The 13875-nt window shown below is 74.5% G+C and carries 10 protein-coding genes; 3 read left to right on the top strand and 7 right to left on the bottom strand.

Annotation, left to right across the window (positions count from 1 at the left end; genetic code table 11):
• Positions 1 to 360: 360 nt before the first annotated feature.
• Positions 361 to 1008 (bottom strand): TetR/AcrR family transcriptional regulator, encoded by a 648-nt coding sequence (locus AC07BS_RS33325; protein WP_478646963.1) that lies wholly within the window; start codon positions 1006 to 1008, stop codon positions 361 to 363.
• Between the two features lie 316 nt (positions 1009 to 1324).
• Here AC07BS_RS33325 and kbpA point away from each other — a divergent pair, with 316 nt between their 5' ends.
• The gene (gene kbpA / locus AC07BS_RS33320) at positions 1325 to 2209 is read left to right on the top strand and encodes an AfsK-binding protein KbpA (protein ID WP_478935371.1); all 885 of its coding nucleotides are present in this window, start codon (positions 1325 to 1327) and stop codon (positions 2207 to 2209) included.
• A 247-nt stretch (positions 2210 to 2456) separates the two neighbouring features.
• Complete coding sequence (gene afsK, locus AC07BS_RS33315; RefSeq protein WP_478935370.1) at positions 2457 to 5111, top strand: protein serine/threonine kinase AfsK; 2655 nt, start codon at positions 2457 to 2459, stop codon at positions 5109 to 5111.
• A 25-nt stretch (positions 5112 to 5136) separates the two neighbouring features.
• On the opposite strand, the gene AC07BS_RS33310 is transcribed toward afsK, so the two are convergent.
• From AC07BS_RS33310 to AC07BS_RS33300, 3 genes are read right to left on the bottom strand one after another with little or no spacing between them, the layout of a single operon-like run.
• A complete protein-coding gene (locus AC07BS_RS33310; protein WP_478935369.1) occupies positions 5137 to 5910 on the bottom strand; it encodes an enoyl-CoA hydratase/isomerase family protein in 774 nt (257 codons plus the stop codon).
• Complete coding sequence (locus AC07BS_RS33305) at positions 5907 to 6470, bottom strand: Zn-ribbon domain-containing OB-fold protein (RefSeq protein ID WP_478935367.1); 564 nt, start codon at positions 6468 to 6470, stop codon at positions 5907 to 5909. The genes AC07BS_RS33310 and AC07BS_RS33305 overlap by 4 nt, the downstream gene beginning before the upstream one ends.
• A 3-nt stretch (positions 6471 to 6473) precedes the next feature.
• Positions 6474 to 7637 (bottom strand): lipid-transfer protein, encoded by a 1164-nt coding sequence (locus AC07BS_RS33300; RefSeq protein WP_478935366.1) that lies wholly within the window; start codon positions 7635 to 7637, stop codon positions 6474 to 6476.
• Positions 7638 to 7756: 119 nt separating this feature from the next.
• Between AC07BS_RS33300 and AC07BS_RS33295 the strand changes: the two genes are divergently transcribed.
• A complete protein-coding gene (locus AC07BS_RS33295; RefSeq protein WP_478935364.1) occupies positions 7757 to 9481 on the top strand; it encodes an AMP-binding protein in 1725 nt (574 codons plus the stop codon).
• Positions 9482 to 9519: 38 nt separating this feature from the next.
• On the opposite strand, the gene AC07BS_RS33290 is transcribed toward AC07BS_RS33295, so the two are convergent.
• The 3 genes from AC07BS_RS33290 to afsR all read right to left on the bottom strand — a co-directional run bounded on the left by AC07BS_RS33290 (position 9520) and on the right by afsR (position 13860).
• Entirely contained in the window at positions 9520 to 9759 is a 240-nt protein-coding gene (locus AC07BS_RS33290) for a hypothetical protein (protein ID WP_478935363.1), read from the bottom strand.
• 631 nt (positions 9760 to 10390) lie between these two features.
• On the bottom strand, positions 10391 to 10615 hold the full coding sequence (locus AC07BS_RS33285) for a hypothetical protein (protein WP_478646945.1): 225 nt from the start codon (positions 10613 to 10615) through the stop codon (positions 10391 to 10393).
• A gap of 170 nt (positions 10616 to 10785) precedes the next feature.
• Positions 10786 to 13860: an SARP-family global regulator AfsR gene (afsR, locus tag AC07BS_RS33280; protein WP_478935362.1), complete on the bottom strand. Its 3075-nt coding sequence runs from the start codon at positions 13858 to 13860 to the stop codon at positions 10786 to 10788.
• Positions 13861 to 13875: the final 15 nt, after the last annotated feature.

Raw genomic sequence — 13875 nt, 5'->3', positions numbered from 1 at the left:
CCCCCCCCCCCCCCCCCCCCCCCCCCCCCCCCCCCCCCCCCCCCCCCCCCCCCCCCCCCCCCCCCCCCCCCCCCCCCCCCCCCCCCCCCCCCCGCTGCGATGACAGGACGAGGTGCGTGCGGTTGTGGCATGCGGTGGGTGGCGGGTGGCGGGTGGCGGGTGGCGTGCGGTGCTGCCGCGCCGCGGGCGTCGTGGCGCGGATGCGGGGCGTAAGCGGGGCGTATCCCGGGCGCATCCCCGGGCGCTTCCGGGGCGGTTCGCGCGGGGCCCGTTCGCGCGGCCCGCTCCGTACGTTGGACCCGCTCCGTACGTGGGACCCGCTCCGTACGTGGCCCGCGCCGTACGCGGGGCGTACGGGACCTACCGCGTGGGCTTCTTGCCGGTGATGCCCAGGTGCACCAGCAGCGCCAGGTTGGGCTTGAGCTCGGCCTGTTTGACGCCCCAGCTCTGGAAGCCCTTCTGGTGCGAGGCCACGGCGGCGAGCATGGCGACGAGCGCGCCGGCCACGGCCGCCGGGTTGACGTCCTTGTCCACCTTGTTCTTGGACTGGAGTTCCTTGATGGAATCCGTCAGGGAGTTGGTGACGGCGTTGAGGATCTTCATACGGATCTTGTAGAACCGCTTGTCGCCCTCGGCCGCGCCGAGGTCGACGACGCGGAGGATCGCGTCATGCTTGCGCCAGAAGCCGAGGAAGCCGTCGACCAGTTCCTCCGCGGCCTGCCAGGCGGACTTGCCCACCCAGGTGCGTCCGGCGACGAATTCGGTCAGGCTTGCGCCCTCCTTCGCCATTTCCTCCGCGATCTCGAGGACGGCGCCCTCGACGTCGGGGAAGTACTGGTAGAAGGTCGCGGGAGAGGTGCCCGCCCGGCGCGCGACGTCGATGACCTTGACATCCCGGTAGGGCGAGGAGCTGAGCATTTCGCTGAGGCAGTCGAGCAGCTTCTGCCGCGTCGCCTGCCCTCGCCGACCGGCCACCCGACCGTCGACGGTGCGTACTTGTCCTGTCATGCCGTCAGCTTACCGAGGGGTGATCGGAGCGCGATTCGGCCGCATGCAAATGGGGGCGGGGGTGTGCGACGGGGTAGAACCGCAGGTCGGAGCCGGTGTGCGGGGGCATGGAGACAGTTGAACTGGATTGGCCCGTACCGGTGAATTGTCCTATCAACGGGCTGTGGACGGGGATATCCGCCGACGCTTTCCCGGGGGTTATCCACAGGCCGCGCGAGAACCCGGAAAGCCCCTTACCGTGGCAGCGAGAACACTCGGCGCGGCGGGGGCTCCGGGCCCCGGCGGCGCGGTCCGGTCGCACGGGAAGGAGCCGACCATGAGCACAGCCACGGACGGAATCCGCGAAGGCGTGCCGTGCTGGGCGGACGTCATGCTGCCCGACGTCGAGGCGGGCAAGCGGTTCTACGGCGAACTCCTCGGCTGGGACTTCCGGGACAGCGGCGGCGAGTACGGCCACTACACCCAGGCCTTCCACGAGGGGAAGAACGTCGCGGCGCTGGCGCCCAAGCCCGACGGACGGATGCCGACCGCCTGGTCCGTGTACTTCGCCTCGGCCGACGCGGCCGCCACCGCCGACCGCATCCGGGCCGCGGGCGGGCAGATCGTCATGGGGCCCATGCCGATCGGCCCGTTCGGCACGATGCTCATGGCCGCCGACCCCGGGGGAGCGGTGTTCGGCGTCTGGCAGGCCGGTACGCACCGGGGGTTCGAGAAGCGCGGCGAGCCCGGTTCGTTCGGCTGGATCGAGGTGTTCACCTGGGACGCCGCGGCGGTCGATCCCTTCTACGAGGCCGTCTTCGGGTTCCGTACGCAGGACGTGAGCGACGAGGCGGGCGTCGAGTTCGCCGTGTGGGTCCCCTCCGGAGCGCCCGCCGGGCCGGAGAACGCGGTGGCGGGCCGGGCCGTCATGGACGGCCGTTTCCCCCAGGAGATGCCCGCCCACTACCTCGTCTATCTCGTCGTCGGCGACTGCGACGCCACGGTGGACACGGCCCTGCGGCTGCGCGGCCGGGTCCGCCGCGAGCCCCAGGACACCCCCTACGGGCGCTTCGCCGTGCTCGCCGACGACCAGGGCGCCGACTTCGCCGTGATCGACGTCTCGGATGTCCAGGACGCCGGGGACGCCGGGGACGCCGGCGTCGCCGAGGACGCTGCGGGGGCGAGAGGGGCGGAGGAGACGGGCGAGGCGGGGGAGGGGTAGCCGGGGCCGGAGGGAGAAGGGAGCGGGCTGGGGCGGAAAACAGCAGGTGGGGAGGGGGTGTCGGGGCGAGTGCTCCCCATGTGTTGGCATATGGCCGGATATGGCGGAGACACGGCGAAGCGTGCCCCGGGTTCGCAACCGGGGGCTTCGCCAGGAACAATCAGGGTGCGTACCCCGGGATAATTTCGCGGAGAGACGCTGCACGGGGCTGAAACTCTTCAAGCCCCCACGGGGAGGTGGCAGGTCAGTGGTGGAGCAGCTTACGCAGCACGACCCGAGACGGATCGGCCCGTTCGAGGTGCTCGGCCGACTCGGTGCCGGCGGCATGGGGCTGGTCTATCTCGCGCGCTCGGCGTCCGGCCGGCGCGTGGCGATCAAAACGGTGCGTACGGAGCTCGCGGAGGACCAGCTCTTCCGGGTCCGCTTCACTCGTGAGGTGGAAGCGGCCCGCGCGGTCAGCGGCTTCTACACCGCCGCCGTCGTGGACGCCGACCCCAGGGCGGCCGTGCCCTGGCTGGCCACCGCGTACGTCCCCGCGCCGTCCCTCGAGGAGATCGTCAACGAGTGCGGTCCGCTCCCGGCGCAGGCCGTGCGTTGGCTGGCGGCGGGCATCGCCGAGGCGCTGCAGTCCATCCACGGCGCCGGGCTCGTGCACCGCGACCTCAAGCCGTCGAACGTGCTGGTGGTGGAGGACGGCCCCCGGGTCATCGACTTCGGCATCGCCTCGGGCGTCTCCAACACCCGGCTGACCATGACGAACGTGGCGGTCGGCACCCCCGCGTACATGTCACCCGAACAGGCGCGCGATTCCCGGAGTGTGACGGGCGCCAGCGACATCTTCTCGCTGGGCTCCACGCTGGTCTTCGCCGCCACCGGGCACGCGCCGTTCCACGGCGCCAACCCCGTCGAGACGGTCTTCATGCTGCTCCGGGAGGGCCCGGACCTCGGCGGCCTGCCGGACGAGCTGCTGCCGCTCATCGAGTCCTGCATGCAGATGGCGGCGGAGAACCGGCCCAGCCCGGCCGACCTCCAGTCCCAGCTCGCCCCGCACCTCTTCGCCTCCGGCGGCGACGACAGCGGCACCGCCTCCGCGTGGCTGCCCGACAACGCCGTCTCGCTGATCGAGCAGCGCCGCGCCGGCCACCGCCCGGCCACGGCCGGCGGCGGCGCGCGCGGCACCGGCCGTCCCGCCGTCCCGCCGCGGCCCGCCCAGCCGCCGACCCCGGCCCGCGCCCCTGCCCCCGAGCCCGTGGGCGCCTACGAGCCGCAGGGCGGCCGTCCGGCGGCCTCCTGGGGCGGCGACGGCCACGCGGGCGGCTCCCGTGGCCCGGCCGCCGGCCGGTCCGCCGGCACGGGCACGCCCGACCCCCGCGGCGGGCTGAGCGGCCCGCCCGGCGTCCGTACCGGAGCGGCCCCCGCCGGCCCGCAGGGCCGGCACGCCGCCGCCCCCGTCACCGCGCCCCCGGCCCCGGTCGGCGCGCCTTCGGCCGTCTCCATGGCCGCCGGTGCCGACGGCACGGTCCGGCTGGCCGGCTCGCGGGTGCCGATCGGCCCCGGGCCGCGCGTCGCCGACGCCCGCGATCCGCACGACCGCACGGGCGCCGCCGCCGGTGCCACGACCGGCTGGGTCCGCCCGCCGGCCGGAGCCTCGGCCGCCGCGGTCCCCGCCCAGCCGTCGGCGCAGCCGTCAGCCCAGTCGTCCGTGCAGCCGTCGGCCCAGCCTTCGGTGTCCGACCCGGCGTCCGACGGCGGTGCCAACACCCAGAGCGCCCCGGCGCGTTGGCGCCCCTGGCGGTTCCGCATGTCCAACGACGTGTGGGGCACGCCCGTCGTATCCGGCGACCTGCTGTACGTGACGTCGTTCGAGGTGCACGCCCTCGACGTGGCCAGCGGGCGACGGCAGTTCAAGACCCGCGACGTGGCCTGGGCCATGGCGGTGGCCGACGGCCGCATACACGCCTCCGACGGGCCGACCCTCTACGCCCTGGACGCCGCCGACGGCGCGGAGCGCTGGCGGCTGTCCACCGACGGCTGGGTCTACTCCCTCAAGGCCGACCGGGGCACGGTCGTCACCGGCACCCGCGGCGGCGGTGTCCAGGCCTGGGAGGCCGCCAACGGCGAGCTCCTGTGGGAGATGGGCGGCGCCCAGACCGACTTCGAGACGCCCGACTGCGGCCCGGCCGTCCACGACGGCACGGTCTACGTCTGGTCCGACGCCCGGCTGCGCGCCCTGGAGGCCCGTACGGGCGTGGAGCGCTGGTCGTACCCCGTGGGTGACGCGGCCTCCTGCGGCGGTGTGCCCGTACGGCTGCTCGCGGCCCCCGACGGCGTCGTCTACGTCGCCGCCGGCACGCGCGTCCTCGCCATCGACGTGGCGCGGGGCGACGTGCGCTGGCGCTTCGAGGCGCCGGCGGTGTTCCTGAGCCCGCCCGCGTTCGCCCCCGGCCCCGCCGTCACGGGCGGCGGTGTCTACATCGCCGACTATCTGGGCACGGTCTACGCCCTGGACGCGGCGACCGGCCGCGACCGCTGGCGCATCGCCACCGAGTCCCGCCAGTCCACCGAGCCGGTGCTGGTCTCCGCCGGGGCGATCCACCTGGGCAGCGGCGGCGCGCTGTACACGCTGGACGCCGTCACCGGCACGCCCCGGTGGCGGTTCGCGGCGGGCGGGGACATCGTCGGCACGCCCGTCGTCGCCGACGGCAGGGTGCACTTCGGCTCGGCCGACCACTGCCTCTACACGGTGGACGCCACCGGCGGCCAGCTCCGCTGGAAGCTGGCCACGGGCGGCGAGATCACCGGTTCGCCGGTGGCGGCCGCCGGTGTGGTGTACGCGTGCAGCAAGGACCGGTGCGTCTACGCCCTCGACGCCGAGAAGGGGACGGGCCTGACGAGGCGCTGACCTCCCCCCACACACGCACACAAAATCACCGCACGCGGTGGTCCCGGGTGCGGGCGGCGAAGCGGGCCGCCTGGGCGTCCGGCGCCAGGCTGCCCAGGGTGACGAGATGGGGGGCCAGCGCGAAGGCGTGGGCCAGCACGGCCTCCCGCGCCGTCCACAGGGCGCGCACGGTGCCCTGGACCGCCTCGGTCGGATGGGAGGCGATCACGGCCGCCACCCGCAGGGCCGCGGCCGTGGCCTCCCCGGGCGGGGTCAGCTCCGAGACCAGCCCGACGGCGTGGGCGCGCCGGGCCGAGAGGCGCTCGGCCGTGCCCGTCAGCGCCATCCGCGCGGCCTCCCCGAAGGGCATGCGCTGCGCCATGTGCACGGCCTCGTACGCGCTGACCATGCCGTACGAGGTGTGCGGGTCGAAGAACGTCGCGTTCTCGGAGGCGACGACGAACTCCGACTCGCCCAGCAGGTAGAACGCCCCGCCGCAGGCCATCCCGCCGACCGCGGCCACCACGGGCTTCCACAGGTCGGCGGCCTTGGGGCCGACGCCGAGGAGCGGGTCGTCCAGCGAGTAGGGCGAGCCGGGCTGCGGCACCTCGGCCGGGGCCGAGCGGTCGATGCCCGTGCAGAACGCCCGGTCGCCCGCGCCGGTGAGGACGACGGCCCGTACGGCGTCGTCGCGGCGGAAGGAGTCCCACAGGGCCTTCAGCCGGGCGGCCGTGGGCAGGTCGATGGCGTTGTGGCGCTCGGGACGGTCCAGGGTGACGAGCGCGACCCCGTCGGGGCGGACGTCGCAACGAACGGTCATCGCTCCTCCAGAGGTCGGTTGTCCCGAGGTCGGTTGTCCCGAGGTCGGTTGTCCAGAGGCCGGTTGTCCAGAGGCCGGTCCTCCAGGAGCCAGCGCGGCACGGTGACGCCCGGCGCGACTTCCGTGAACACCACCCTGACCGGCGCCCCGATCCGCAGCCCCGGCGGCGCGGTGAGACCGGGCCCCGCGCCCGGCGCCGCGCCCGGCCCCACATCCGGCCCCGGCCCCGCGTCCGCCACCGGATTGCCGACGAGACGGATGCCGGGGCAGTCGTCGAGCTCCACGACGACGACCGCGTACGGCGCCTGCTCGGCGTAGGCGGGCAGCAGGGGCGGGTGGGGCACGACGTACGACCAGACGTGCCCGCGCCCGGAGACCCGGCGCCACTCGGTGGCGAAGGACCGGCAACGGGGACAGCAGGGCCGGGGCGGGAAGCGGGGCGCGTGGCAGTCGCCGCAGGCCTGGACCCGTAGCTCGCCCCGCGCGGCGTACTCCCAGAACGGCTCCCCGTCGGTGTCGGGAACGGGCAGCAGGGGTCCGTCGTGACCGTTGCCCATCATCACTCAACTCCTCAGCAGGAGTGCCGATGTGGGGACGCCCTCGCCTGCCGTGACCAGGCAGGTCGCGGCACCGGGCACCTGCGCGGTGGAGGTGCCGCGGAGCTGCCGCACGCCCTCGTTGACGAGGTTGAAGCCGTGCACGTAGGCCTCGCTCAGCCCGCCGCCCGCCGTGTTGATCGGCAGCCGGCCGCCGATCTCGAGCGCGCCGCCCTCGGTGAAGGCCGCGCCCTCGCCGCGCCCGCAGAAGCCGTAGCCCTCCAGGGAGAGCGGGATGAGCGGGGTGAACGCGTCGTAGATCTGGGCGACATGGACGTCGTCGGGGCCGAAGTCGGCCTGCTTCCACAGCTGCCGGGCGGCGGTCCAGGAGGGGCCGGTCAGCGGCTCGTCCGTCCAGTAGTTGACCATGCCGTGGTGTTGGGCGGGCAGTCCCTGGGCGGCCGCGTGGACGTAGACCGGGGCGTGCCGGCAGTCACGGGCGCGGTCGGCGGAGACGACGACGCAGGCCAGCGCGCCGTCCGTCTCCAGGCAGTTGTCGAAGAGGCAGAGCGGCTCGCTGATCCAGCGCGAGGTCATGTACGCCTCGCGGGTCAGGGGCCGTTCGCGCATCATCGCGGCCGGGTTCCGCTGGGCGTGGTCGCGGCAGGCCAGGGCGACGTTGAAGAGGTGATCGCGGGTGGCGCCGTACTCGTGGAGGTAGCGGCGGGCCAGCATCGCGATCTCGTCCACCGGGCGCAGCAGCCCGTACGGGCGGGTCCACTGGGCCGGGATGGGCAGCTGGGCCCGGGTATCGGTCCACGGGCGGCGGCCCGAGCCGCGTTTGCGCGAGCGCCAGGCCACGCCGACGGTCGCCTGACCGGTGGTGATCGCGGCGGCGAGGTGGGCGACGGTGGCGCAGGAGCCGCCCCCGCCGTAGCCGACGCGGGAGAAGAACGTCGCGTCGCCGGCGCCGATGGACTTGGCGAGCTCGACCTCGTCGGTCTCCTCCATCGTGTACGAGGCGAAGGCGTCGACCTCGGCCGGGGCGATGCCGGCGTCGTCCAGGGCTGCCAGGACGGCGCGGCACGCGAGCGTCTTCTCCGACTCGGGGAGGCGCCGGGCGAACGGGGTCTGGCCGATGCCGACGATCGCGGTGGTGTCCTTGAGTGTTGCCGTGGGAGTTGCCGTCATCGCGCCCTCCGGACCGCTGGGTCCTCGGCCGGTTCAGCGTCCTCGGCCGGTGCTGACAGCGCGGAAGGCTATCGCTAATCTGACGAACAGTCAGCTAGGTGGCCGCTAGGAGGCCTGCGATGCGCGGTGATCTGCGCGGTGATCTGCGCGGTGACCTGGAGTTCGGCACGCTGTCCCGGCTCACGGCCCTCGCGGCCGTCCGGTACGGCGACCGCGAGGCCGTGGTGGACGGCCGCACCCGGGTCTCCTTCCGGGAGCTCGGCGAGCGCGTGGAGCGCGCCGCCGCCGCATGCCTGGCGGCCGGGGTCGAAGCGGGTGACCGGGTCGCCGTCTGGGCCCCGAACTCCCTCGACTGGATCGTCTCCGCCCTCGGCGCCGTGACGGCCGGCGCCGTCCTGGTCCCGGTCAACACCCGCTTCAAGGGCGCCGAGGCGGCCCAGATCCTCGCCCGCACCCGGGCCCGGCTGCTCTTCGTCACCGGCCCCTTCCTCGGCACCTCCTACGTCGCCGCGCTGCGCAGCGCCGCCGGCTCCGGCCCGGGACCGGGACCAGGCCCGGGACCGGGACCAGGCCCGGGGCTGGGACCGGGGCCGGGAACGGGACCGGGGCCGGGAACGGGACCGCTGCCCGGGCTGCCGGACCTGCGGGACGTGGTGGTCCTGGCCGACGACGCGCCCGCCGACTTCCGCGGCCGGCGGGAGTTCCTCGCCGCCGGGGAAGCGGTCCCCGCGCGGGACGTACGGGCGCGGGCCGAAGCCGTCGCACCGGACGCGCCCTCGGACATCCTCTTCACCTCCGGCACCACGGGCGTGCCCAAAGGCGCCGTCATCACCCACGCCCAGACCCTGCGGGCCTTCGGCGACTGGAGCGCGCTGGCGGGGCTGCGGGCGGGGGACCGCTATCTGATCGTCAACCCGTTCTTCCACACCTTCGGCTACAAGGCGGGGATCGTCGCCTCGCTGATGCGCGGCGCGACGATGGTCCCGCAGCCCGTCTTCTCACCGGACGCGGTGCTGGCCGCCGTCACGGCCGAGCGGATCACCGTGCTGCCGGGCCCGCCCACCCTCCACCAGTCGCTCCTCGACCACCCGGCGGCGCGGTCGCACGACCTGTCGTCCCTCCGCGTGGTCGTGACCGGCGCCGCCGTCGTACCGAGGCCGCTGATCGACCGGTTACGGACGCTGGGCGTGCCCACGGTGCTGACGGCCTACGGCATGAGCGAGGCCACCGGGCTGATCACGATGTGCCGGCGCGACGACCCGCCCGAGGTGGTCGCGACGACGTCCGGGCGGGCCGTGCCGGACACGGAGGTCAGGGTGGCCGGGCCCGGCGGCGCGCTACTGCCCGCCGGGCAGGCGGGCGAGATCCTGGTGCGCGGCTACCAGGTGATGTCCGGCTACTACGAGGACCCCGCGGCGACGGCGGAGGCCGTGGACGCGGACGGCTGGCTGCACACCGGTGACGTGGGAGTGCTCGACGCCGCCGGCAACCTCAGGGTCACCGACCGGCTCGGCGACATGTTCGTGGCCGGCGGCTTCAACGTCTACCCGGCGGAGATCGAACGGGTCCTGGCCCGCCATCCCGCGGTCGCGGAGGTCGCGGTCGTCGGCGTGCCGGACGCCCGGCTGGGCGAGGTCGGCCGGGCCTGCGTGGTGCGCCGCGCCGGGACGGCCGGGCGGGAGCTCACCGCCGCCGGGCTCATCGCCTGGGCCCGGCGGGAGATGGCGAACTACAAGGTGCCGCGCTCGGTGCGGTTCCTCCCGGCGCTGCCGCGCAACGCGGCGGGCAAGGTGCTCAAACGGGAGCTGCGGGAGCGCTTCGGGAACAGCGACACCGGCTCTTGAGCCGGACGGGCTCCCCTCGACCCGTCCGGCGTGCCGCGTCAGGCCGTGCGGACGGCGAAGGCGCCGTTCACCGCCGCGTCGGGGTGGTCGTCACCGCCACCGGCCGGGTGGTCGTCGAAGACCCGCTGGGCCTCCACGGAGACGGTCCCGGTCGCCGGGTGGTCGTCGTCGGCGATCGCCGGGAGGGCGCCGGCGACGACGGCGGCCGCGGCGACGCCGAGTATCGCGAGGGTCTTCCGGCCGTGGAACGTCGCGTGCTTCCTGGTCGTGCGGTTCATCGCTACTCCTGTCGAATTCGGGGGTGGTGATGCGTGGGTCGATCGGTGTGGTCCCGATGCTTCCCGGCGGCGTACGCGTACGCGCGGGAGGCGCCCGCGCGGGTGGGGCGCGACTCCGCCTCGTACAACGCCTCGTACACCACACAGGGGCCGGCATCGACGGCTCCCCCTCCCCGCCGTCGACGCCGGCCCCTGTTGTTCCCCCGCTGTCCAACCCCCGTCGGACGTGGCCCCCGTTTCCCCCGTCGGGCCTTGCCCCGTTCCCCCGTCGGGTCCCCGTGGATTCCCCCGAATCCGCGGGGCCCGTATCCCCCGTTCATCCCCCGTGCGTCGTGCTTCCCCCCGTGGTCCCCCGTGCTTCCCCCGTGGGGTCCCCCGTGCTTCCCCCGTGGGGTCCCCCGTGCTTCCCCCGTGTTGTGCGCTTTCCCCCGTGGGGTCCCCCGTTGTCCCCCGTACTTCCGGCTCCGTGCCCCGCGTACCCGGGTCCCCCGACTTTCCCCCGTCGCCCCCAGGGGACCCCGGCGGCTCCGGGAGCTTCCGGCCGATGTGTGGCGGAAGCTCCACGTCGCGCGCCTCGGGTCGGAACTCCGTGTGCCGGACGCCGCGCTTCTCTTCGATCAGGACGACCTGATCAGGACGACGAAGTCCGGAACGGCTTGTCGCCCGTCGGGTGGTCGTCCATCAGGCGGAGCGGCGGCGGGCTCGTCGGGTGGTCGTCCATCAGGACGAACGGTTCCCCGCCCGTCGGATGGTCGTCTCCCGGCGCGGCCTGCACCGCGGCGAAGGGCTTCTCGCCCGTCGGGTGGTCGTCCTGCCGTATTGCCTTGACGGGCTTGAGGTGAGGCTCGTCGCTCATCGTTGTACTCCAGGTGGTCAGTGCGAGTCGTTAGGTTCGATGGGGATCGCAGAACCCGCCCGGCGACTCCCCCGAGGACCGCCGGACGGGCACATCAGGGCGGTGTTCACCCTGGAGGTGAGGCCTCACCTACGACCCGCCTGCCCCCCGACGCGACGGATCGACGTCTCTTAGAGTGCCGTGTCGCGATAAACGATCGATGAACACGCACGTGACGGCGTTTTTTCGGGCCGCGCGCGGGCATGGGCGAGCCGGGAATGTCCCCTCTGCTCGCGATTGTCTGTTGCGCGGTGAGCCAGTAGTCCGCCCTGCGCCGCTGCCAGCGGCGTCAGCAGCCCGCGGACCTCCGTCGCCTCCGCCGTCGACCCCAGCTGCTCGAAGATGGTCAGGGCCTCGGTCCAGCAGGCCTGCGCGCGGCCCGGCTGGCCCAGGGCGTCCAGGGAGCGCCCCAGCACCGTCAGGACGTTCCCGCGCCGCCGGGGGCCGCCGATGCCGCGCAGCTGCGCCAGCGCCTGCTCGGCGTGGGCCGCCGCCTGGGCGGGGCGCCGGGCGGCGAAGTGCAGCTCGGCCATCCGGAAGACCGTCATGCCCTCCCACAGCCGCTGCCGGTTGTCCCGGAAGATGGGCAGGGCCTCGTTGAGCCGCTTCAGGGCGTCGTCGTAGCGCCCGGCCTGGGTGAGCGCCAGGGCGTACGCGTAGAGGCCGTTGGCGAGCCGCCAGGAGACGTTGACCTCGCGGTAGATCTCCAGCGCCTGCTCGGCGAGGTGCACGGCGGACTGTACGCGCCCCCGGCCCAGCTGGACCCGGGAGAGGTTGCTGAGGGTGCTGGCCTCGCCGGGGCGGTTGCCGTCGGCGCGGAAGTAGCTCAGGGCCTGGTTGACGAAGTTCTCGGCGTCCTCGTGGCGCTGCTGGTAGATGGCCGCGATGGCGCGGTTGTTGGAGCCGTAGCAGCAGGAGATGGGGTCGTCGGAGGCGCGCCCGAGCAGGACGGCCTGGCGGCCGTGCTCGTCGGCCAGGGCGAAGCGGTCGGACCAGTTGTAGACGTGGGTGAGCACCGTACGGGCGCGGCCCTCGGCGCGGGCGTCGCCGGCCGCCTGGGTGGCGGCCAGGAGGGACGTGGCGGCCAGCTCGTACTGGCGGGCGTCGGCCCCGGACTCGGCGAGGTCCTTCGTCGCGAGGAGCAGGTCCACCGCGCGCCGCAGGGTGTCGCCGCGGGCGCCGGAGTGCTGCCGTACGCAGGCGAGGAGGCAGCCCGCCTCGGCGTACAGCCAGTCGCCGGCCGCGCTGCGGTCGGTGAAGGTGAGGCCGGGGTGGGTGGTGGGCGTGAGGTGGGCGAGCAGCTGGTCGCCGGGGCGCTCCATGACGTACACGCCGGCCGCGGTGGCCAGGTAGAAGTCCAGCAGGCGGGACATGGCGGCGTCGCGCTCGGCGGGCGGCTGCTCGTCGCGCTCGGCGCATGCACGCGCGTAGAGGCGTACGAGGTCGTGGAAGCGGTACCGGCCCGGGGCCGCGGATTCCAGCAGCGAGGTGTCGACCAGGGACTCCAGCAGCTCCTCGGTGTCCTCCACGTCGAGGTCGAGGGCGGCGGCCGCGGCGGCCAGCGAGATGTCCGGGCCGTCGGCCAGTCCCAGCAGCCGGAAGGCGCGGGCCTGGCCGGGTTCGAGCTGCCCGTAGCCCAGCTCGAAGGTGGCCTTGACGGCGAGGTCGCCGGCCCGGAGCTCGTCGAGGCGGCGGCGTTCGTCGGCCAGCTTGCGGGCCAGGACGGAGACGGTCCAGGTGCGGCGGGCGGCCAGCCGGGAGGCGGCGATGCGGATGGCGAGCGGCAGGAAGCCGCAGGCGGCCACGACGTCCATGGCGGCGTCGCGCTCGGCGCCCACCCGCTCCTCGCCGACGATGCGGGTGAAGAGGACGAGCGCCTCCTCGGGGCTCATCACGTCGAGGTCGACGAGGTGCGCTCCGGCCAGGTCGACCATGCGGATGCGGCTGGTGACGAGGGCGGCGCAGCCTTCGGTGCCGGGCAGCAGCGGGCGGACCTGGGCGGCGTCGCGGGCGTTGTCCAGCAGGGTGAGGACCTTGCGGCCGTCGAGGGTGGAGCGGAAGAGGGCGGCGCGCTCCTCGAGTCCCTCCGGAATCGCGGCGTCCGGAATGCCGAGGGCGCGCAGGAACGAGCCCAGTACGGCCTCGGGTTCGGCGACGACGGGCCCCGCGCCCTGGAGGTCCACGTACAGCTGGCCGTCCGGGAAGCGGTGCCGGGCGGCGTGCGCGACGTGCACGGCGAGGGTGGTCTTGCCGACGCCGCCGATGCCCGCGACGGCGGAGACGGCCATGATGCGGCCCTCGGCCGTGGCCAGCTGCTCGCTGAGCTCGTCGACGAAGGCGGCGCGGCCGGTGAAGTCGGAGACGGTGGCGGGCAGCTGGGCGGGCCGGATGAAGGACGGGCCCGCGCTGACCCGGTCGGCCGGGGTGAAGTGGACGGTGAGGTCGGCGTCGGCGTTGAGGATGCGCTGCTGGAGCTCGGACAACTCGGCGCAGGGGTCGACGCCCAGCTCGTCCGCGAGCAGCCGGCGGGTGTCGGCGTAGACCGCGAGGGCCTCGGCCTGCCGGCCGCTGCGGTAGAGCGCCAGCATCAGCAGCTCCCGCAGCCTCTCCCGCAGCGGGTGAGCGGCCGTCAGGGCGGTCAGTTCGGAGACCGCCTCCGCGTGCCCGCCCACCTCCAGGTCCAGGTCGAGCCGGGTCTCCAGGAGGCCGAGCCGCCACTCCTCCAGCCGGGTGCGCTGGGTGTCGGCGTACGGGCCGGACAGGCCGGCCAGCGGCTCGCCGTCCCACAGTTCCAGGGCCTCGTTCATCAGCTCGCGGGCCCGGGTCCGGTCGCCGCCGCCGCGGGCCTTGTCGGCCTCGGCGGCGAGCCGTTCGGCCACGTCGATGTCGAGACCGTCGACGGGTACGCGTATGGCGTAGCCGCCGGCCTCGCTCACCAGCGCGTCGGCGTCCGTCCCGAAGGCCTTCCGCAGCCGCGAGGCGTACGTGCGCAGGGCGGCGAGGGCCGCGTGCGGCGGGTCCCCGCCCCACAGGGCGTCGACGAGCTCGGGCGCGGTGGCGGTCCGGCCGCCGCGCAGCAGCAGGGCGGCGAGCAGGGCCCGCTGCTGCGGTGATCCGGTGTTGAGCGCTTCGTCCCCGCGCCAGGCGCGAACGGGCCCGAGCACAGCGAAACGCAGCCGCAGCCCGTGCCCTGTATCACCGGCCATCGTGACCCCCTGCCT

The sequence above is a fragment of the Streptomyces sp. NPDC044063 genome (assembly GCF_056434285.1).
This window is presented reverse-complemented; position numbering and strand designations above follow the sequence as displayed.

What these genes read in the sequence shown, in the direction of transcription:
- AC07BS_RS33325 (WP_478646963.1), bottom strand. Translation starts at nt 1,008, where the DNA reads ATGACAGGACAAGTACGCACCGTCGACGGTCGGGTGGCCGGTCGGCGA.
- AC07BS_RS33290 (WP_478935363.1), bottom strand. Translation starts at nt 9,759, where the DNA reads ATGAACCGCACGACCAGGAAGCACGCGACGTTCCACGGCCGGAAGACC.
- afsR (WP_478935362.1), bottom strand. Translation starts at nt 13,860, where the DNA reads ATGGCCGGTGATACAGGGCACGGGCTGCGGCTGCGTTTCGCTGTGCTC.
- kbpA (WP_478935371.1), top strand. Translation starts at nt 1,325, where the DNA reads ATGAGCACAGCCACGGACGGAATCCGCGAAGGCGTGCCGTGCTGGGCG.
- AC07BS_RS33305 (WP_478935367.1), bottom strand. Translation starts at nt 6,470, where the DNA reads ATGATGGGCAACGGTCACGACGGACCCCTGCTGCCCGTTCCCGACACC.
- AC07BS_RS33295 (WP_478935364.1), top strand. Translation starts at nt 7,757, where the DNA reads ATGCGCGGTGATCTGCGCGGTGATCTGCGCGGTGACCTGGAGTTCGGC.
- AC07BS_RS33310 (WP_478935369.1), bottom strand. Translation starts at nt 5,910, where the DNA reads ATGACCGTTCGTTGCGACGTCCGCCCCGACGGGGTCGCGCTCGTCACC.
- AC07BS_RS33285 (WP_478646945.1), bottom strand. Translation starts at nt 10,615, where the DNA reads ATGAGCGACGAGCCTCACCTCAAGCCCGTCAAGGCAATACGGCAGGAC.
- AC07BS_RS33300 (WP_478935366.1), bottom strand. Translation starts at nt 7,637, where the DNA reads ATGACGGCAACTCCCACGGCAACACTCAAGGACACCACCGCGATCGTC.